The organism is Rhodopseudomonas sp. G2_2311 (assembly GCF_047501505.1).
Classification (GTDB): domain Bacteria; phylum Pseudomonadota; class Alphaproteobacteria; order Rhizobiales; family Xanthobacteraceae; genus Rhodopseudomonas; species Rhodopseudomonas palustris_H.
Map to the genome: position 1 here is coordinate 194,261 of NZ_JAZDRK010000001.1, position 17,292 is coordinate 211,552.

Consider the following 17,292-nt stretch of genomic DNA (forward strand, 5'->3'; position numbering starts at 1 on the left):
GCGGGTGGTTAGCCTCCTGCGCGGTCAGTCTAGCGCCGGAGATTGCTCCGGCACCTAAACAAAATCCTGCACGTGGGGGCGTGCGGGATGCTGACTGAAACTCAACTCAAGGCGGCGGAACGGCGAAAGCGGTTTCACGAGAGCATCGCGGCAAGAGCCGCGGCGCTCGCGCCGGCTGTCGCCGCTGCGGCGCCGACGATCGATGCGCCGGCAGTGGTGCCGGCTGCCTTGCTTCCCGCGTTGGCTAGTCCGGCGCGGGTGAATCTTTCTGAGGCGCGACAAGCCGTCATGGTTGAGCCTCGATCGCTCTATGCGCGCGAGATCGTCTCCGTCGTTGCCAACTACTTCGGTCCGACGGTTGGAGAGCTTCGCGGGTCGCGGCGAGCCGCGACGTTGATCATTCCTCGCCATGTCGCCATGTACCTCGTTAGCGATACGTGCCCGCATTTGAGCTTGCCGGCCATCGGTAGTTTTTTCGGCGGTCGCGACCATACAACGATCCTGTACGCGGTTCGCAAGGTCGAGAAGCTGCAAAAGGACGGAGGAAAGTTGGCGGCGGCAATAGCCGAACTCCGCGCGAAGATCGCCGAGCTCGCTGCCTTGCCCGTGGAAGTCAGACGGGGCGATGAGAACGACGAGGATGCACGGCCTGTTGCTTACCCTTCGATTGAGCGGGTGCAGCGGGTCGTGGCGCGCTTCTATCATTTGACCGTCGATGATCTGACCGGGAAGCGGCGTGAACGCCACGTGCGCCACGCGAGAGCGGTAGCGATCTATCTATGCCGAATGCTGACGGACTACTGTAACTCCGCAATTTCGGAGAAGTTCGGCGCGCGCCGGCACTATGCAACTGTGCCGAGCTATGTCGATGCCATCTCGATACAGCTGGGCGAGTGTTCGCGGCTTGCTGCGGATATCCAGTCCTTGACCGATCTTATCAAATCCGGGGGGCGGGTAATGCGACTGGTGACGCTCGAACTCTGCGAGGCATCACGGTATCGCGACGTCGTTCGTGACGGCGCAATCCTGGCGCTCTGGAAAAGCGGTCTCGATACCTACGAGATCGCCCGCAAGCTATCCATCTCTGAGCCTGTGCGCGAAAGCGACGTGGCGAACCGGCTGGCCAGGATGCGGGATCGGGCGGCGCAATGATCTACGGTTCGGTTTGCAGCGGCATAGAGGCCGCAACCGTCGCTTGGCATCCGCTCGGCTGGCGACCGCGTTGGCTTGGTCGGCGCATCGAAATGGTTTCGGGTTTGGCTGACGTGCCGGCGCTCATCGAGGCGGCCGAATGACGCCAACGGTGCAGGTGTCGGTGACACGTTCCGGATTCGATGAATTCAAGCTGCTGGCACAGTCCGGCCGCGAGGTCGTAGTGGCTTGCGTCGTGTCGCGCGTGCGCGCGGTCGAGATCCTGGCTGCCGAATTGGACCGGCTCGAAATCTGCCCGGCGGCATGGTCGCCGGAGTGCTTGCGTACAACTGAGATTTAGACAGGGGCCGCGGGGCAAGCCGCGGAAGGTGGCTGCGTGAGCCGTTGGTTTCGAATGTATGACGACGTGATCAATGATCCGAAGGTGATGCGGCTTGAGCCAGCGTTACGCTGGCATTGGGTCGCCGTGCTGTGCGTCGCGTCGAAGGGCGGCGGCGTCGTTCCGGAGGCCGGTGATGTGGCTTTCGCTCTGCGGATGGGAGAAGGCGAGGCGGCTGCAATTCTCTCGTCCCTGCTCGCCGCTGGGCTCCTCGATCGCGGCGAGGGCGGCGCCCTGATCCCGCACAATTGGGGCGAGAGGCAATACCAGTCCGACAGTTCGGCCGAGCGGATGCGCCGTCACCGTGACAAGCAACGAGCCTCGAAAGCTTCCGGCGGTGACGTTGCAAGTGACGTCACCAGTGACGTTTCGGGTGACGTCCGATGTGACGTCACAGGTGACGGAAACCGTGACGTCACCGAGACGGTGCAGAACAGAACAGAAGCAGAGACAGAGAAGAAAGATTCTCGGTCGATCGCGTCGGATCGCCCGGCGCGGGCGCCTTCTCGGTTCGATGAGTTCTGGAAGGCGTACCCGCGGCGCGACGGTCCAAACCCGCGCAAGCCGGCGGAAACGAAATTCGAGGCTCTTGTAAGGACCGGTCTCGATCCTCAGACGCTTATCGACGCGGCGCGCAAGCTCGCCAGCGATGAAACGGCGCGCGGCAACATCGGGACGCGGTTCATTCCGCAGGCACAGACCTGGCTCAACCAACAGCGCTGGTCGGATCACGCTGCGGTTGCGGCGCTGCAGGCGATCGACGGCGGCGGAATGACGGTCGAACAGGCGCTCGCGCAATTCGCGCGGTTCGGCGTGTGGTCGCGCCACGCGCCTTGTCCTGAGCCGGGGAGCCTCGGTTGCACGATCCCGGCTGAACTGCTGGCGAAATACGGCATCGCTCCGGATGGGTCGCGCTCGCGGCCCGGTGAGGCGGCCTAGTTCGTGTTGCGTAGTTGTTATTCACCCTCTCCACTGCGCCGCGCTCGGTTAGTAGTTGCGGCGCAGCGGCGAATTGCGGATTGATGATCGCACCTGATCGGCGCCGCGGCGCTCTGCAAAGCCGGATGGCCGATCTGGTGTGTGGTTGCGTACTTCCTGGGGTGGGGGCTCGGCGAGGCCCGGTGCAGCGTTCACGCCGCTGTGCCGGGCCTCGTTCGTAAAGGGGTGATGCCGAATTTCTGGCGAATGCCGGGGACTGCGCGAGAAGCCGCACATGACGGGACGCGCGGGACGATCCGGTTAGTAGGCCCAGCCGGCGGGGCAATGCGCCGGCACAAATCCGCGAAACGTCAGCGGTGGCCCACGAAACCCGCCACGTACAGGGTAGCGGCCTAAGAGCGGCGTGACGGGCGGAGAGAGAGCCGCAAACCAGCTTCGCGGGGGCGCATGTCGATTGCTGATCTTAAAACGCGGCTCGCTGATGTTCCCGGCATTTCCAGTCTGACCATGAACATCGACGGCGGCCGAATCCTGCTGCGCTGGGGCGCAGGGAGCTTGTCCTATTCCGCGTCGGTGTCGAACGGCGCTTCTGACGCAGAAGTTGAGGCGGCCATTCGCGCGGCAATCAAGCTGCCGCCGGTCGCTCTGATCCCTGACAAGCCGGCTGCTGCCGGTATCCAACCTCAAGGGGGTGCAATGTCCGTTACTGGAGCCGGCGCGGCCGGTCAGTCGCTTCGCGAGTTGATGGAAGGCCACAGGCGCACGTTGGAAGATCTCACGGCCGCGCACATGGACAAGATGCGCGAGGGCTTCGCCAAGCAACTGCAGGGCGTCCAGGCGCTCGGACGGCTCGCCGACAAGGTGCACGCCGAGGGCGACGAATTCCTGGCGCTCATCGGCCAGTACACCAACGACCTGGAGGGCTGACCGTGTCGTGGCTGTGGGCTGGCTTCATGTTGAAGCTCGGGGCGGTGCTGGTTGGCGTGGCGATTTCGGCCGCGGTGGCGCTGGCCGTGTTCCTCTTGGTCGTTTTCCTCACCCTCGGAACGAGGAAGCGCAATCGCGCTCGGACGGGCAAGCCCGGTCAGGTGCGCTGATCCGCTATGGCTGCTCCTCTCGGCAACAGGTTTTGGGAAGCCAGAAGCTCGCACGGTCGAAAGCCCGTGTTCGAGGTCCCGAATGAACTCTGGATGGCCTGCTGCGAGTATTTCGCCTGGGTAGAGGACAATCCTCTGCTCGAAACCAAGGCGTTCGGCTCTAAGGACGGTCCGCAGACGATCGAGCTTCCCAAGATGCGGGCCATGACCATCTCAGGGCTCTGCATCTTCTTGGATATCTCGCGTCAGGCGTGGTCGGAATATCGCTCGCGGGATGGTTTTGTTGACATCTGTGCGCGCGTCGATGACGTGATCAGGACGCAGAAGTTTGAGGGCGCCTCGGCCGAACTGCTCAACCCGGCAATCATCGCGCGCGATCTCGGCTTGGCCGACCGGTCGGAGTACAGCGGGCCGGACGGCGGGCCGTTGAAGACCGAGACGATTAAGCGGGTCGAGATGGTCGCAGCGCCATTCCCTCCAAATCATCCGGCGAACCGCGCCGATGGCTAGCTGCCCTCAAATCCTGATGCCTCCGAAGCTCGTCCCAGTATTCGAGGGCGAGGCGATGTACCGCGGCGCCTATGGTGGCCGCGGCTCGGCGAAAACCCGCACGTTCGCCAAGATGTCGGCTGTGCGCGGTATCGACTTCGCGCAGGCCGGCATGGATGGCGTGATTGTCTGCGGCCGTGAGTTCATGAACTCGCTCGCTGACAGCTCGTTCGCGGAGGTGAAAGCGGCGATCCTCTCGACGCCGTGGCTCGCAGAGCGTTACGACGTCGGCGACACGTACATTCGGACGAAATGTAGGCGTATCAGCTTCGTTTTCGTCGGATTGCGGCACAATCTGGACAGCATTAAGTCGAAAGCGCGCATTCGGCTGCTGTGGGTCGATGAGGCGGAGCCGGTCTCCGATGAAGCCTGGAACATCACAATCCCGACCGTGCGCGAAGAAGGGTCGGAAATCTGGCTGACCTGGAATCCGGATCGGAAGGCGAGCGCGACCAACAAGCGCTTTCGTGAAAACCCGCCAGCGGGCGCGAAAATCGTTGAGTTGAATTGGCGGGATAATCCCTACTTCCCGGAGATCCTGAACCGGACGCGGCTCGACGACAAGGCGAATCGGCCCGACCAATACGGCTGGGTGTGGGAGGGCGAATATCGCTCCGTGGTGGCCGGCGCCTATTACGCGAAGGCCCTGACGCAGGCGAAAGAGCAGGGGCGGATTACATTCGTCCCCATCGACCCGCTCATGCAGGTGCGCGCCTATTTCGATATCGGCGGTGCCGGCGCTAAGGCAGACGCCGCGGCTATCTGGATTGTTCAATTCGTCGGCCAGCGGATCAACGTCCTCGACTACTACGAGGCGCAGGGCCAGCCGCTCGCGACGCACGTTGCGTGGATGCGGGAACGCGGCTGGGGCAAGGCGCTGGTCGTTCTGCCGCACGACGGTGCGCAGACCGACAAGGTGCGCGCCACGTCCTACGAGAGCGCGCTGCGCGAAGCCGGGTTCGATGTGATCGTGATTCCGAACCAGGGCGCCGGCGCCGCCGCCGCGCGGATCGAGACGGCCCGCCGGCACTTCCCGCGGATCTGGTTCAACGCCGAAACGACGGAAGCGGGGCGCGACGCGCTCGGCTGGTACCACGAAAAGCGATCGAACGATGATCGCAACATCGGCCTCGGCCCGAACCATGATTGGAGTTCTCACGGCTCCGACGGCTTCGGCCTGATGGCAATCCACTATGACCAACCCAACGGGGCGCCGCCGCCGCGGCAACCGTACAGCGGGCGGCGCAACTCAGGCGGCGGCGGATCGTGGATGGCGGCATGAGTAAGCCTGTTCTGTGTCTCGATTTCGACGGCGTGCTGCACAGCTACATGAGCGGATGGCAGGGCGCCGATGTAATCCCTGATCCACCGGTGCCGGGCGCGTGGCGTTTCATGAAGCAGGCGCAAGAGCATTTCCGCGTCGCCGTCTTCTCAAGCCGGACGTCGCAGCCGGGCGGCCTCGCGGCGATGCGCGTCTATGTCTGGCGCGGATTGCTCGAGGAATTTGGCCGCGACGCGCTCGACGTGTTCGAGCTGATCGAATGGCCGCTGGAAAAGCCTCCGGCGCTCGTCTCGATCGATGATCGCGCGCTGACCTTCGATGGCTCTTGGCCGTCGGTGGCGAGCCTGCGTCGCTTCCAGCCCTGGAATAAGCGCAAGCCGATCGCCGACGACATGGCGGTGACGGTCGATCGCGAGGCCGGGACGGTCGAGATTTGCGGCGTCCGCTATGAGTTCGACGTGTTCCGCTTCCTCGGGCTCGGTGAGGTCGGCCGCGCGTATCGGCTGGTCGGCCGCCGCGATGGCGTGGTGACGCTCGAATTTCTCGACGGTGACGGTGCGGACGCCGTCACCTGTGACGTCACAGTGACGCAACACGCCGCAAACCTGGAGAGCTGACGGATGATCGACGCAAAGCATATCCCGCTGCGGATCGAAACGATGCCGCACGGCGGGTTCATCATCACCGAAGCTCACCAGAGGACCGGCGATTACTGCGCGTCGTTGTTCGCCTGTACGTCGATCGGCGAAGCGCTGGATTTCATCCGCGCGCGGCTCGCGCCAGATGAGCGCGCGGCGATCACTTCGCCGACTGTTCCATTCCCGTCAAACGCCCATGCGTTCAACGGGTGCGGCCTATGATCGACATTGACCAGGACAACGAGGCGAGTGGATCGGGTTCGGCTGCGCGCAAGGTCGGCGATGCCGACGCGCTGTTCCGCAAGCTCAAGGGCTGGTTCAAGCGCGACTATGACAGCGAGGGGCAAACCCGCTGGCGTCGCGAGGCCCGCGAAGATTTCGATTTCGAGGCGGGCGAGCAACTGACTGCGGAAGACAAACAGGTGCTGCAAGACCTGCGGCGACCGGTGGTGATCTTTAACCAGGTCGGAACCTACGTTGACAGCGTGGCCGGGCAAGAGGTCGCCAACCGGCAGGAAGTCCAGTTCATCCCGCGCAACGCAGGCGACGTGAAGAAGAACGAGCTTCTGACGTCGGCGGCGATGTGGTTCCGCGATCAGTGCGACGCGGAGGATGAGGAAAGCGACGCCTTCCGCGATCTTGTCGTCTGTGGCATGGGGTGGACGGAAACCCGGCTCGACTATGAGGACAACCCGCAAGGCGATCCAAAGATTGAGCGCGTCGATCCGCTCGAAATGGTGTGGGACAGCTCGGCGAAGAAGCGCAACCTTATCGATCGGCGCCGGCAATTCCAGATACGCCGGAATATCACGCTGGACGAGGCGCGCGCCTTGTGTCCCGGAGATCCGGAAAACCCGTTCGAGGATGAGGACTACAACGCTTCCTGGGTCGATGATCGCGACGCCGATGGCACGCCGCACGAAAACGACGGCCGCCACTATGACAAGGAGCCCGGCGGCGAGCGCGACGCCGACGACGAATGCGTGACGCTCGTCCGCGCGCAATGGATCGAGCGTGTTCCCTGCTGGCTGGTGCTCGATCCCTTCGACCAAACCGGCCAGAATATCCTGACGCTGGATGAGGAGGAGTACCGCGATCTCGGCAAGAAAATGAAGATCGCCGGCGCCCCGACGCCAAAGGCCGTGAAGCAAACCCGCAAGGTCTATCGGCAAGCGTACCTCGGCAATGTGCTGCTCGAAATCGGTGACGCACCGGTGAGGGGGCGTTTTTCCTTCCAATGCATGACCGGCAAGCGCGATCGCAACCGCAACACGTTCTTCGGCGTCGTGCGGGCGATGAAAGACCCGTCTCGCTGGGCCAACAAGTGGCTGATGCAGACGATGCACATCATGAACAGCACTGCGAAGGGCGGCATTGCCGTCGAGCGGGGCCAGTTCTTCGACGACGACGACGCCGGCGCGGAAAGCTGGGCGAAACAGGATCAGGTGACGTTCCTCAAGCCCGGCGCGCTGGGGCAAAACCCCAAGATGATGGCGAAGCCGTCGGCTCAATTCCCGCAGGGCTCTTTCGAGCTGATGCAATTCGCGTTCGGCGCGATGGGGAGGGTGTCAGGAATCAACCTGGAAGCGGTCGGGATGCAGACCGGCTCCGGACAGGCGGCGGCGCTCGATCTCCAGCGCAAGCAAGCCGTCATGACGCTGATGCAGCCCCTATTCGACGGGCTCCGGCGCTATCGGAAAGAGCAGGGCCGCGTTCTGCTGTACCTGATCGAGAACTATCTGTCCGACGGGCGGCTGGTGAAGATCCAGGGGCCGGAAAATGCGAAATATGTCCAGTTGGTGCGGTCTGCCTACGCCGACGATACCGCGCAGGGCTATGACGTCATCGTTGATGAGGCGCCGACTTCTGCCAATCAGAAGGAATACACATGGGCGATGCTGCAACAGATCCTCCCGGTGATCGGAAAGATGCTCCCGCCGGCGACGTGGCTTGCGCTGCTCAAATACTCGCCGCTTCCTACCTCGGCGCAGAAGGACATTTCGGACAGCATCCAGCAGGCGCAGCAGGGCGGAGATCCCGAGCAGCAGAAGCGCGACGCCGAACTACAGTTCGTCCAAGCCAAGCAGCAGGCAGACATCGACGCGCACAAGGCGCTCACCGCGGCCCGCGTTGATGGCATCCGCCAAGAGGCAGCGGCCAAGCGCGACGCCGATATGGAGCACGCAAGGCACAAGGCTGTGATGGACGGTCTGACGACGCCATTCATCGGGACCGGGCCAGATGGTCAGCCTGTCCAGATGCAGGGCCAGGACGGCGGTCAAGCGGCGCTGATCATGTCGTTCTTGGCGGAGATGCGCCGCGACATGAATACGCTGGCAGCGGCGATGAACACGCCGAAACAGCTCATCCGAAACGAGCAGGGCGACATCGTGGGCATTGCGCCCATGCAACAGGGGTAAGAGATGGCGGCATTCAACAAATTTGATCAATTCGGTCAGGACGCGATGCACAAGGTTCACAACCTTGGCGCGGATAATATATATGTCATGTTGAGTAACGTGGCTCCGGTCCGTACCAACAAGGTCAAAGCAGACATCGTCGAGATTGCTGCTGGCAATGGATACGCCGCCGGCGGCGTGATTGCGAACCGGGTCTCCTCGGGTCAAACCGCCGGGCTCTACAAGCTGATCCTCTCGCCGGTGCAGTGGACCGCGGCCGGTGGCTCGATCGCTACGTTTCAGTATTCGATCATCTACAATCAGACGACGGCGGCCGGAAACCTGATCGGCTGGTATGACTATGGCGCTCCGGTGATCGTCACCAACGGCAACAACTTCCTCGAAAATCTTGATCAGGTTAACGGCCTGATCAACTTCCAGTAAACGCGAATGGGCGTCCCTTCCACGATTGCCGATTGCGTCCGGTTCAATCCCTCGGCCGGAGGAACTGCCGACTGGACCTATTCCAGCGCCGTGACGGGATATCAAAGCCCGACCGCGGCGAATATGGTCAACGGTGCGCAGTACAGCTACCGGGCCGAAAGCGTCGATCTCAGCCAGTGGGAAATCGGCACCGGCGTCTATAACAGCTCGACCGGCGTCATCACGCGCGCCAATGTGCTTTTCAACTCGGCCGGCACCACGGCAAAGATCAATTTCTCGGCGGCGCCGCAAGTCGCGCTTGTGGCTCTGAAAGAGGATCTGATCGCGCGCCCGGCTGGGCATCTGTTCGGCCTGACGCTATCGACCGCAGGACTCTCCACAACCTTCAGCGTGGCGGCAGGAGAGGCGACGGATAGCACCAATTCGGATTTGATGGTGCTGGCGTCGGCTATCAGCAAGACCACTGCCGGGTGGTCGGTTGGATCTGGAAACGGCGCGCTCGATACCGGGTCGATCGCGGCAAATACCACCTATCACGTTTTCCAGATCAAAAGGCCGGATACAGGTGTGGTTGATATTGCGCTGTCCCTCTCGGCCGCAGCGCCGGCGCTCGGCGCCAACATTCCGACGGCCTATTCGATTTCGCGCCGTATCGGATCGCTGATCACGAACGCTTCAAGCCAATGGGTCAAATTCATTCAGCGCGGTGATGAGTTCTTGCTCGACGTTGGTGTTGCGGACGTGAACGGCGCGGCGCTGGTGACGACGTCAGGGACGCTATATCCGCTCTCAGTGCCGTCTGGCATCCAGGTGAATGCTCTTTTTTCGATGAGCGCCACCTATGGATCTGGCTCATATATTTACGTTGGCGCAAGCTCTCCGGACATCACCGACGGCGCGATTACAACCGGAAATGTTGACCTAATCGGAACTAGTACGAATGTGTATCCGGTCATTTCCTATTCGATCCGAACGGATACCTCGCGTCGGGTTCGCATCCGCGGCGGTGGTCCTGGTGCCGGCACAGTGACGGTCAACACAAAAGGATGGATCGACACGCGGGGGCGGGTTTAAATGTCACTTCTTGGGTTCGATGCAGTCGGGCGTCTCGCCGTCGGGCAGATCCGCCAGAACGGTGCGACCACCACTACGCTATCGGCGGATACGGGATATTTCGCGCTCACCGGCGCGGCGGGGTCGTTCACGCTCCGCACCGCGCCGGCGTCGGGTGCCTTCGCTATCACCGGATATTCTGCCAGTTTCACGGCCAGCGCCGCGTTTTCCTCTGGCTCATATGCGCTGTCAGGAATGTCGGCGACGTTCCAAATTGCGGAGGCGCCGCAAACTGGAACGTTCTCGATCTCGGGCTATCCAGAAAGCGCAACTGGAATCCAAAACCTACAATCCGGTTCGTTCGCGCTGACCGGATATGCCGTGCCGCAAACAGTCGTGATGACTGGTGCACCTGGCGCGTTCACGCTCACAGGATACGCGGCCCCGGCGCAACTCTCCCGGGTGTCGGACAGCGGGCGCTTTTCGCTGACATTCTTCGATGCGGAGCTTTCCCGCTCCGGATTTGATTACGACGTTCAGCAGGGCGGCATCGGCCACCTGCTGCTTGATATCGCGCGGGCGAAACAGCTCACCAAAATCACGCGGACCATTCCGCCCCCGGTCGATCGCCGGACGACGCCGACGTTTCGGCCCCTGGCGCGCCCCAGCGTGGGTCCTTCTGCTCCAGCGGTCGATGCAGCGGTGGTCCAGAAACAACGCACGGAAGCGGCCGCGGCCGCGGCTATGGCGTCACGAAAGCGGCGAGACGAGGAAGCAGTTCTCTTGCTCGCCTCCTGACCTCGGAATCACCGGGGGAACGCGCGCGGCGGTCCGCGCAAATCGGTTGCCGACCGTATCGGCGAAAGGGTGACTGAATGATGGACGGCGAAAATGGTTTTGGCGCGGGGCTTTCGGCGGAAGAGGAAAAATTCTTCGCGACGGGTGGTGAGAGCACGATCCCCGGCGATGACGGAAGCGTTGGCGAAGGCAATCCGGATGCCAGCTCCGGTGCTGGTGAGGTTGGCGAGCTCGGCGCCGACGGCGCGACGGATGGCGGCGAGGGCAAGGGCGGCGACGCGGCCGGAAAAACCGTGCCCCTGTCAGCATTGCATGAAGAACGGACCCGGCGACGGGATCTCGACGCCAAGCTGCGCGAGGCGGAACGGCAGCTCGCCGAGTTCAAGGGCAAGTTCTCGGTCCTCGATCGGCTCAAGGGCGGCGATCAGCCCGGCGCCTGGGCGCATGGCGCTGACGGTGCGCCCGACGCAGGAGCGGTGCCGAACCCGGAAGAAGACATCTTCGGCGCCGTCGCGGCGATCACGAAGCGCCTAGAGAGCGATGCCGCCGCGAAAAAGGCAGCGGACGATCACGCAAATTTCGTGAATAACTACAAGGCAGACGCTGCGCGGTTTGTGCAAACCTCGCCCGACTACATGGACGCTTATAACCATCTGCTAGGTTCGCGGGCGGCCGAGTTGCAGGCGATCGGCTACGAGGGCGTGGAATTGGGGCAGGCGCTCCAAGCCGATGAAATCGCCATCGCGCAAATGGCAATGTCGAAGGGCAAGAGCCCGGCGGAATTGATCTACGCGCTCGCAAAGCAGCGCGGCTATGCACCGAAGAAGGCGGATGAGCCGGGCAAAGGGGCGGCGGCTCCCAGCGGGGCCGAACGTCTCGAAGCGATCGAGCGCGGGCAGGCCGCGAACAAAAGCCTCAATGGCGCCGGCGGCGGCCTTGGTGGCGACGACATGACCGCCGAACGTCTCGTGTCCATGCCGATGGATGAATTCGAGGCGTGGTGCGAGAAGAACCCGGCGAAGGCTCGCCGGCTGATGGGCGGCTAGTCCGCTTCGCTCCACCCCAGGGAGCAAAGGTGCCGCGCAAACCTCAATTGCGTGTTTCGGCCGGCGGTCCGTTATCCGCCTAGCCCGCTCCGAAGGCGAACAAATTCGGTGATGCGCTCGCACGCGGCGTCACGCGCGCAATCCATCACACCGAATCCAACGTCAATCGGGGCGCGATATGACCGTGACCAGCTACGGGGTTAACAACCCGCTTTCCAACAAGCTTTGGGCGAAGAAGCTCAATGCGGAAGCCCTCAAGCCGACCTTCTTCGGGAAGTTCATGGGCGAGGGCTCGAATAACATGATCCAGGTCAAGACCGAGCTGGATCAGAACGCCGGCGATCAGGTGACCGTCGGCCTCCGCGTCCAGCTCTCCGGCGACGGCACCACGGAAGGCCAGACCCAGAATGGCAACGAAGAAAGCCTTTCGACCTACAGCGACAAGCTGACCATCAACGAGCTGATGCACGCCGTGCGCGTGAAGAACAAGGGCTCGATCGACGCGCAGCGCGTGCCGTTCAGCCTGCGAAGTGAGGGCAAGGAAGGTCTGACCGATTGGTTCGCCAATCGCTTTGACACCTGCATGGCGAACCACCTCGCCGGCAATACGCTGGTCGTCGATCCGCGCTACACCGGCAACAATGCGATCACGGCGCCGACCAATTTCTGGCGCAAGGGCGGTGCGACCGACGACGCCACGATCAACGGCGACAATACGGCGATCTTCGATCTCAAGTGCATCGACGCGATGGTCGAGCGCGCGAAGCTCGCTTCGCCGCTGATCCGTCCGTTCATGGTCGGCGGCAAGAAAAAGTACGTCATGTTCCTGCACCCGTTCCAGGTGACGGACATGCGCACCAACACGAGCGCCGGCCAGTGGCTCGACATTCAGAAGGCCGCGCTTGCCGGCGGCGTCGGCGATAAGTCACCGATCTATACCGGTGCGCTCGGCGAGTACAACGACGTCGTGCTGCACGAATGGGTGCGTCTGCCGAACGGCATTTCCAACGCCGGTGCCGTCCAGCCGAATACCCGGCGCGCGGTTATGTGCGGCGCACAGGCCGGTCTCGTCGGCTTCGGCAAGGAGTACGCCAAGGGCTCCCACTTCAAGTGGGTGGAGGAGCTGTTCGACTACGAACGCGAACTCGGCGTTTCGGCGCAAACCGTGTGGGGCATCAAGAAGTCGGCCTTCAACGGCCAGGACTTCGGCGCCCTGGTCGCGACCACGTACGCGGTCGCCCACTAAGGCGCAACGGCGGTGCTGATCCTCGGCGCCGCCGGATTCTTCTTCGCTCCAACGTTCTTAGAAAGGGCTTCGAATGGCTCAGGGCCGCAAGAATTCGACGCAGCAGGTTGGCTATCTGCGCTTCACCGTGAACTTCAACGATCCCGGAATTGCCGGCGGCGTCAACAAGCAATGGCTCCCGGACGGCGCGGTGATCATCGGCAGCGACGTTGCCGTTGTGACACCGTTCAACGGCGGCACCACCAACGTTCTGACCGTCGGAACCGTCGGCGATGCGCCCGACAACATCGTGGCGGCAGCCGATGTGACCGAGGGCACCGCCGGGCTGACGCAGAACGTCAAGCCGACCGGCGCCGCGCTCGGGCCGCTGGCTGCGCCGAAACAGGTCTATGCGACCTACTCACAGACCGGCACCGCGGCGACCGCTGGTAAGGCGATCGTCATCATCAAGTACGTCTGCGACAACGACCTCTAAGCCGGTGCTCGGCACTTGGCTTCACTTCGCGTGGGCGGCTGCTGTTCTGAGCGATCAGCCGCCGTCCGCAGCTTCAACCCCTCCTGATCCGCCGCCGGTGACCAATGGCAAAGACGCTGCAAACGATGCTGGATCGGATCGCGGAGGATCTGACGCGAAGCGATCTCGCCGGCCCCGCGCAAAGCGCAATCCTCGACGCAATTGACCACTACGCGCACGATCGCTTCTGGTTCAACTACACAAGGACCAAGACGTTTCTGACCGTTGCAGGCAGGCAGGCCTATGGCGCCGATGATCTCGCCGAGATCCCTGGCGCGATCCAGTTTGATCTGCTGTTCCTTCGTGACAGCACGACGGGCAACGAGCTGGGTTGGGTTGGCGCGGATGAGGCTGAATGGCTGATCAGCGGAATCAACAGCGCGCCGGGCCGCCCCACCAACTACACCGTCATTGACGGCCAAATTCTGCTCTGGCCGACGCCCAACGCGGCATACACGATCCGCCCGCATATGCATTTCCGGTTTCCGGCGCTGGCGGTGCTGACGGATAGCAACCCTTGGCTCGACGAAGCCGAGCAGCTTATTCGCGCGCATGCGAAGATGTTGCTTTACGCCAACGTCCTTGAAGACGACGAGGGCGCCGCGCGGATGCAAGCTCAGATCCCGGCGCACCGTGGGAAACTCGACGCTGAAACCTCCCGCCGGCTCTCGCCGACGCTGCGAACCTGCGGGCGTGATTTCTGATGCCTCTGATCCAATTCGGAGAATACCGGCCCGACGTGTCCGATTATGAGGCTGCGACGCAACGCGGCATCATGAACGTTGTCCCACGCGGCGACGGATACGGGCCATTCCCATCGCTTGCGGCAATCTCGGCCTCGCTCGGCGAGCAGGCGCGGGGAGGATTCGCCGCCTATAAGTCCGACGGCTCGGTGGTGGTGTTCGCTGCGACCGCAACGGACCTCTATAGGCTCGACAACACCGCTTACACATGGGCGAAGGTGTCAAAGGCCGGCGTACCTTACCCCGCGATCCCGCAGCAGGATCAATGGGGCTTCATCCAGTTCAACAATCTCGTTATCGCGGTGCAAGCGAACGTCGTTCCGCAGGTGTTCGACATTGCTACGGCGTCTGCGTTCGCCGATCTGGCCGGCAATCCGCCGCAGGCGCGATATGCGGGCGTCGTCGGCCGCTTTGTGGTGCTCACCGGCCTGTTGACGAACCCGAACCGGGCGCAATGGTCGGGGCTCAACGATGTGAATGGTCCGAATTCGTGGACGCCCGGAATCAATTCGAGCGATTACCAGGACTTCCCCGACGGCGGGTTTTGCCGCGGCGTTGCCGGGGGCGAAACCGGCGTCATTCTGCAAGACACCATCATCCGGCGGATGATCTACCTTCCGGGTGACCCGCGCGTATTTCAGATTGAGAAGATCGCCGAAGAACTCGGGATCTATGGGCCGCTGAGCTTGGTGCGCTCTGGCGCAACCGTCTATTTCTATTCGCTCAAGGGATTTCATCGGATCGACCCCGGCGGCACCCCGGTTGCGATCGGGCGCGAGCGGGTAGATCGAACGTTCTTCACAGACTTCGACGCGTCTGCGCCGCAGATGTTCATCGGTCGAACTGATCCGCGCTCATCGCGCGTGATTTGGGTTTACAAATCAGTCGACGGCGTTGCCAATCAGTTCGATAAGGCACTGATCTATGACCCGGCGCTAGACAGGTTCACACCGGCGCGGTTCTCGGGGGAATATCTGTCACAGATCTCTCAACCGGGTATTACGCTTGAAGCGCTGGGCGCGCTATTTCCAAACCTGGACGCAATGACGCAATCATTAGACAGCTTTCAGGGCGCAATCGTCCCGGAGCTATCCGCGTTCGACGCCGCGCATTGCATGGCGTTCTTCCGCGGCCCGAACCTTGAGGCGACCTTGCAAACCTCTGAGCTTGGTACGGATGGCCGGCGGGTGAGCGAGAAGCGCGGAATTCGGCCTGTCTCCGACGCGCCCGCGATCTATGCCTCTGCACTTCGGCGCGAAAATCTCCAACAGGTGCCGGTGGCGACTGCGGAAAGCGCGATGCACCCGGTTTCTGGCATCTGCAACATGCTGCTCGATACCCGGTATGCGCGGATCAAGTGCCGTATTCCCGCTGGGCAGTCTTGGACGTTCATCAACGGCATTGAGCCGGAAAGCTACAAACCGACGGGGCGGCGATGAGTGGCTACAGCGTCTCAACGTCCGAAAAGGATCTGGCGAAATTCGCGCTGGCGATCCAGGCGGTTTTGAACGGCCGTTCAAATGCGGCCGGCAAGGTGACGCTTTCGCCCGGCGCCGCATCCACGGTGGTGAAAGCTGACAACTGCGCCGCGCAGTGCTCCGTCCTGATGTTCCCGGCCAGCGCGCACGCGGCGGCCGAACTTGCGGCGGGCGGCTGCTACGTCGCCGCAGTCGGCAAACAGCAATTCACGATAGCGCACGCCAACAATGCGCTGGCAGATCGCACGTTCTATTGGGTGGCCCTTGGCTGATCTCGTCCGCGTACCGTCGAAACTGAAAGCTGAGGTGTGGCTGCTCGTAGCCGATCGGCTGCGCGCTGCGTACCTGAAGAATGACTTGAGCCACACGGCTGATCTTGAGCACGACGTTCTGCGCGGCGACGGCGATCTGTGGCTTGCAACCCGCGGGTCCGAGATCGAGGCCGCGGCCGTTACGGTGTTGCAGCGAACCGACAAGCATCTGGTGTGCTTGATCACTGCGGTCGGTGGCCGCGATCGGTCGCGCTGGCTCGATCTCTTGCCGGCGATCGAGTGTTTCGCGCGGCAGCAGGGTGCCGCGGTGGTGCGCTTTTTCGGCCGGCGCGGCTGGGCGGCCGTGCTGGACAACTACCGCGTCTCGGCCGTCGTGATGGAAAGGGTTCTGTAATGGGTGGCAAGAGCTCTAGCAGCACTACGCAATCATCGTCGTTGACGCCCTACGCTCCGGCCTCCGGGGCGATGAACGGGCTTTTGAACGGCATCAACAATCTGTCCGGATCGGCCGGAACGTTGTCGCCCGATATGTCTGCGGTCCTCGACAAGGTCATCAGCAACTCGAACAACCAGCCGAACTATAACCCGCAGATTAGCTCCGGAACGCTTGGGCTGCTGAACGGCGGAGGTGCGCAGTCAAATGACGCGGCGATCAAGTCGAACCTGGGAATGCTGAGCGGCGGCATCATCGGTCAGACCGCGACGGGCGCGAACATCGGAAACAATACGGCGCTGCAAAAGCAGCTCGATACCATGGGCGCCGACATCTCGAACAACATCAACAGCGCGTGGGCGGCGGCTGGGCGCGATGGGTCACCGGGCAATGCGCAGGCGGTCGCTCGGGGCGTTGCGCAGGCACAGGCGCCGGTGATTGCAGCACAGTACAACACCGACACCACCAATGCGTTGAACGCCGCTGGCACGGTCTACAACGCTGGAAATACGACCTATGGGCTTCTTAACGGCACGCAGGCTGCGGCCAACAGCAACTTCACGAACGGCATCGGCGCCGTGTCGGCAGGTTTGCAGGCGGAGAACGCGGCGCCAACGGCAGCAATCAACGCGATGGCGCAGCGGTTCAATATCCCGGCATCGCAATTGACCACGCTGCTCGGCGCCGTGTCGCCGGTCGCGGCGCAGTTCGGCACCACAAACGCGCAATCGGACACAGAGAACCAGATGAGCGGTGCCCAACAATTTGCGCTGCTTGCCAACGGGTTTTCGTCGCTGTGGCCGAAGACGCCGATTTCGTTCGGGAGCTGA

The 17,292-nt window shown here is 62.6% G+C and carries 22 protein-coding genes; all 22 read left to right on the forward strand.

Annotated elements, in window-relative coordinates:
• The first annotated feature begins 87 nt into the window (after positions 1-87).
• The 22 genes from VRZ08_RS00990 (at position 88) to VRZ08_RS01095 (ending at position 17,292) form a co-directional block, all read left to right on the forward strand.
• Entirely contained in the window at positions 88-1,152 is a 1,065-nt protein-coding gene (locus VRZ08_RS00990; protein ID WP_414531285.1) for a helix-turn-helix domain-containing protein, read from the forward strand.
• Positions 1,149-1,295 (forward strand): hypothetical protein, encoded by a 147-nt coding sequence (locus VRZ08_RS00995; RefSeq protein WP_414531286.1) that lies wholly within the window; start codon positions 1,149-1,151, stop codon positions 1,293-1,295. The genes VRZ08_RS00990 and VRZ08_RS00995 overlap by 4 nt, the downstream gene beginning before the upstream one ends.
• Positions 1,292-1,492, forward strand: coding sequence for a hypothetical protein (locus tag VRZ08_RS01000; protein WP_414531287.1), 201 nt, complete (start codon positions 1,292-1,294; stop codon positions 1,490-1,492). Before VRZ08_RS00995 ends, VRZ08_RS01000 begins: the two co-directional genes overlap by 4 nt.
• Positions 1,493-1,528: 36 nt before the next feature.
• Complete coding sequence (locus tag VRZ08_RS01005) at positions 1,529-2,470, forward strand: hypothetical protein (protein ID WP_414531288.1); 942 nt, start codon at positions 1,529-1,531, stop codon at positions 2,468-2,470.
• A gap of 447 nt (positions 2,471-2,917) precedes the next feature.
• Complete coding sequence (locus VRZ08_RS01010) at positions 2,918-3,397, forward strand: hypothetical protein (RefSeq protein WP_414531289.1); 480 nt, start codon at positions 2,918-2,920, stop codon at positions 3,395-3,397.
• Positions 3,398-3,399: 2 nt separating this feature from the next.
• Entirely contained in the window at positions 3,400-3,567 is a 168-nt protein-coding gene (locus tag VRZ08_RS01015) for a hypothetical protein (RefSeq protein WP_414531290.1), read from the forward strand.
• A gap of 66 nt (positions 3,568-3,633) precedes the next feature.
• Positions 3,634-4,077 carry a terminase small subunit gene (locus VRZ08_RS01020; protein ID WP_414531291.1) on the forward strand — a complete coding sequence of 148 codons (444 nt, stop codon included), beginning with the start codon at positions 3,634-3,636 and terminating at the stop codon, positions 4,075-4,077.
• Positions 4,078-4,093: 16 nt separating this feature from the next.
• The gene (locus tag VRZ08_RS01025) at positions 4,094-5,398 is read left to right on the forward strand and encodes a PBSX family phage terminase large subunit (protein ID WP_414531292.1); all 1,305 of its coding nucleotides are present in this window, start codon (positions 4,094-4,096) and stop codon (positions 5,396-5,398) included.
• The gene (locus VRZ08_RS01030) at positions 5,395-6,015 is read left to right on the forward strand and encodes a hypothetical protein (RefSeq protein ID WP_414531293.1); all 621 of its coding nucleotides are present in this window, start codon (positions 5,395-5,397) and stop codon (positions 6,013-6,015) included. Before VRZ08_RS01025 ends, VRZ08_RS01030 begins: the two co-directional genes overlap by 4 nt.
• Positions 6,016-6,018: 3 nt before the next feature.
• The gene (locus tag VRZ08_RS01035) at positions 6,019-6,258 is read left to right on the forward strand and encodes a hypothetical protein (protein ID WP_414531294.1); all 240 of its coding nucleotides are present in this window, start codon (positions 6,019-6,021) and stop codon (positions 6,256-6,258) included.
• On the forward strand, positions 6,255-8,456 hold the full coding sequence (locus VRZ08_RS01040; protein WP_414531295.1) for a hypothetical protein: 2,202 nt from the start codon (positions 6,255-6,257) through the stop codon (positions 8,454-8,456). Before VRZ08_RS01035 ends, VRZ08_RS01040 begins: the two co-directional genes overlap by 4 nt.
• A 3-nt stretch (positions 8,457-8,459) precedes the next feature.
• On the forward strand, positions 8,460-8,879 hold the full coding sequence (locus VRZ08_RS01045) for a hypothetical protein (protein ID WP_414531296.1): 420 nt from the start codon (positions 8,460-8,462) through the stop codon (positions 8,877-8,879).
• 6 nt (positions 8,880-8,885) lie between these two features.
• The gene (locus VRZ08_RS01050; protein ID WP_414531297.1) at positions 8,886-9,953 is read left to right on the forward strand and encodes a hypothetical protein; all 1,068 of its coding nucleotides are present in this window, start codon (positions 8,886-8,888) and stop codon (positions 9,951-9,953) included.
• Positions 9,954-10,730 carry a hypothetical protein gene (locus tag VRZ08_RS01055; protein ID WP_414531298.1) on the forward strand — a complete coding sequence of 259 codons (777 nt, stop codon included), beginning with the start codon at positions 9,954-9,956 and terminating at the stop codon, positions 10,728-10,730.
• A gap of 77 nt (positions 10,731-10,807) precedes the next feature.
• Positions 10,808-11,776 (forward strand): hypothetical protein, encoded by a 969-nt coding sequence (locus VRZ08_RS01060; protein ID WP_414531299.1) that lies wholly within the window; start codon positions 10,808-10,810, stop codon positions 11,774-11,776.
• Between the two features lie 178 nt (positions 11,777-11,954).
• The gene (locus tag VRZ08_RS01065; protein WP_414531300.1) at positions 11,955-13,022 is read left to right on the forward strand and encodes a N4-gp56 family major capsid protein; all 1,068 of its coding nucleotides are present in this window, start codon (positions 11,955-11,957) and stop codon (positions 13,020-13,022) included.
• 73 nt (positions 13,023-13,095) lie between these two features.
• Positions 13,096-13,497: a hypothetical protein gene (locus VRZ08_RS01070; RefSeq protein ID WP_414531301.1), complete on the forward strand. Its 402-nt coding sequence runs from the start codon at positions 13,096-13,098 to the stop codon at positions 13,495-13,497.
• A 104-nt stretch (positions 13,498-13,601) separates the two neighbouring features.
• Positions 13,602-14,240, forward strand: coding sequence for a hypothetical protein (locus tag VRZ08_RS01075; protein WP_414531302.1), 639 nt, complete (start codon positions 13,602-13,604; stop codon positions 14,238-14,240).
• Entirely contained in the window at positions 14,240-15,718 is a 1,479-nt protein-coding gene (locus tag VRZ08_RS01080) for a hypothetical protein (RefSeq protein ID WP_414531303.1), read from the forward strand. The genes VRZ08_RS01075 and VRZ08_RS01080 overlap by 1 nt, the downstream gene beginning before the upstream one ends.
• Complete coding sequence (locus VRZ08_RS01085; protein WP_414531304.1) at positions 15,715-16,029, forward strand: hypothetical protein; 315 nt, start codon at positions 15,715-15,717, stop codon at positions 16,027-16,029. The genes VRZ08_RS01080 and VRZ08_RS01085 overlap by 4 nt, the downstream gene beginning before the upstream one ends.
• Positions 16,022-16,423: a hypothetical protein gene (locus VRZ08_RS01090; protein ID WP_414531305.1), complete on the forward strand. Its 402-nt coding sequence runs from the start codon at positions 16,022-16,024 to the stop codon at positions 16,421-16,423. The genes VRZ08_RS01085 and VRZ08_RS01090 overlap by 8 nt, the downstream gene beginning before the upstream one ends.
• A complete protein-coding gene (locus VRZ08_RS01095; protein ID WP_414531306.1) occupies positions 16,423-17,292 on the forward strand; it encodes a tail fiber domain-containing protein in 870 nt (289 codons plus the stop codon). Before VRZ08_RS01090 ends, VRZ08_RS01095 begins: the two co-directional genes overlap by 1 nt.

Excerpts from the sequence above, each read along its gene's own strand:
- VRZ08_RS00990 (WP_414531285.1), top strand. The coding sequence starts at position 88 with ATGCTGACTGAAACTCAACTCAAGGCGGCGGAACGGCGAAAGCGGTTT.
- VRZ08_RS00995 (WP_414531286.1), top strand. The coding sequence starts at position 1,149 with ATGATCTACGGTTCGGTTTGCAGCGGCATAGAGGCCGCAACCGTCGCT.
- VRZ08_RS01000 (WP_414531287.1), top strand. The coding sequence starts at position 1,292 with ATGACGCCAACGGTGCAGGTGTCGGTGACACGTTCCGGATTCGATGAA.
- VRZ08_RS01010 (WP_414531289.1), top strand. The coding sequence starts at position 2,918 with ATGTCGATTGCTGATCTTAAAACGCGGCTCGCTGATGTTCCCGGCATT.
- VRZ08_RS01025 (WP_414531292.1), top strand. The coding sequence starts at position 4,094 with ATGCCTCCGAAGCTCGTCCCAGTATTCGAGGGCGAGGCGATGTACCGC.
- VRZ08_RS01030 (WP_414531293.1), top strand. The coding sequence starts at position 5,395 with ATGAGTAAGCCTGTTCTGTGTCTCGATTTCGACGGCGTGCTGCACAGC.
- VRZ08_RS01035 (WP_414531294.1), top strand. The coding sequence starts at position 6,019 with ATGATCGACGCAAAGCATATCCCGCTGCGGATCGAAACGATGCCGCAC.
- VRZ08_RS01040 (WP_414531295.1), top strand. The coding sequence starts at position 6,255 with ATGATCGACATTGACCAGGACAACGAGGCGAGTGGATCGGGTTCGGCT.
- VRZ08_RS01045 (WP_414531296.1), top strand. The coding sequence starts at position 8,460 with ATGGCGGCATTCAACAAATTTGATCAATTCGGTCAGGACGCGATGCAC.
- VRZ08_RS01050 (WP_414531297.1), top strand. The coding sequence starts at position 8,886 with ATGGGCGTCCCTTCCACGATTGCCGATTGCGTCCGGTTCAATCCCTCG.
- VRZ08_RS01055 (WP_414531298.1), top strand. The coding sequence starts at position 9,954 with ATGTCACTTCTTGGGTTCGATGCAGTCGGGCGTCTCGCCGTCGGGCAG.
- VRZ08_RS01060 (WP_414531299.1), top strand. The coding sequence starts at position 10,808 with ATGATGGACGGCGAAAATGGTTTTGGCGCGGGGCTTTCGGCGGAAGAG.
- VRZ08_RS01065 (WP_414531300.1), top strand. The coding sequence starts at position 11,955 with ATGACCGTGACCAGCTACGGGGTTAACAACCCGCTTTCCAACAAGCTT.
- VRZ08_RS01070 (WP_414531301.1), top strand. The coding sequence starts at position 13,096 with ATGGCTCAGGGCCGCAAGAATTCGACGCAGCAGGTTGGCTATCTGCGC.
- VRZ08_RS01075 (WP_414531302.1), top strand. The coding sequence starts at position 13,602 with ATGGCAAAGACGCTGCAAACGATGCTGGATCGGATCGCGGAGGATCTG.
- VRZ08_RS01080 (WP_414531303.1), top strand. The coding sequence starts at position 14,240 with ATGCCTCTGATCCAATTCGGAGAATACCGGCCCGACGTGTCCGATTAT.
- VRZ08_RS01085 (WP_414531304.1), top strand. The coding sequence starts at position 15,715 with ATGAGTGGCTACAGCGTCTCAACGTCCGAAAAGGATCTGGCGAAATTC.
- VRZ08_RS01095 (WP_414531306.1), top strand. The coding sequence starts at position 16,423 with ATGGGTGGCAAGAGCTCTAGCAGCACTACGCAATCATCGTCGTTGACG.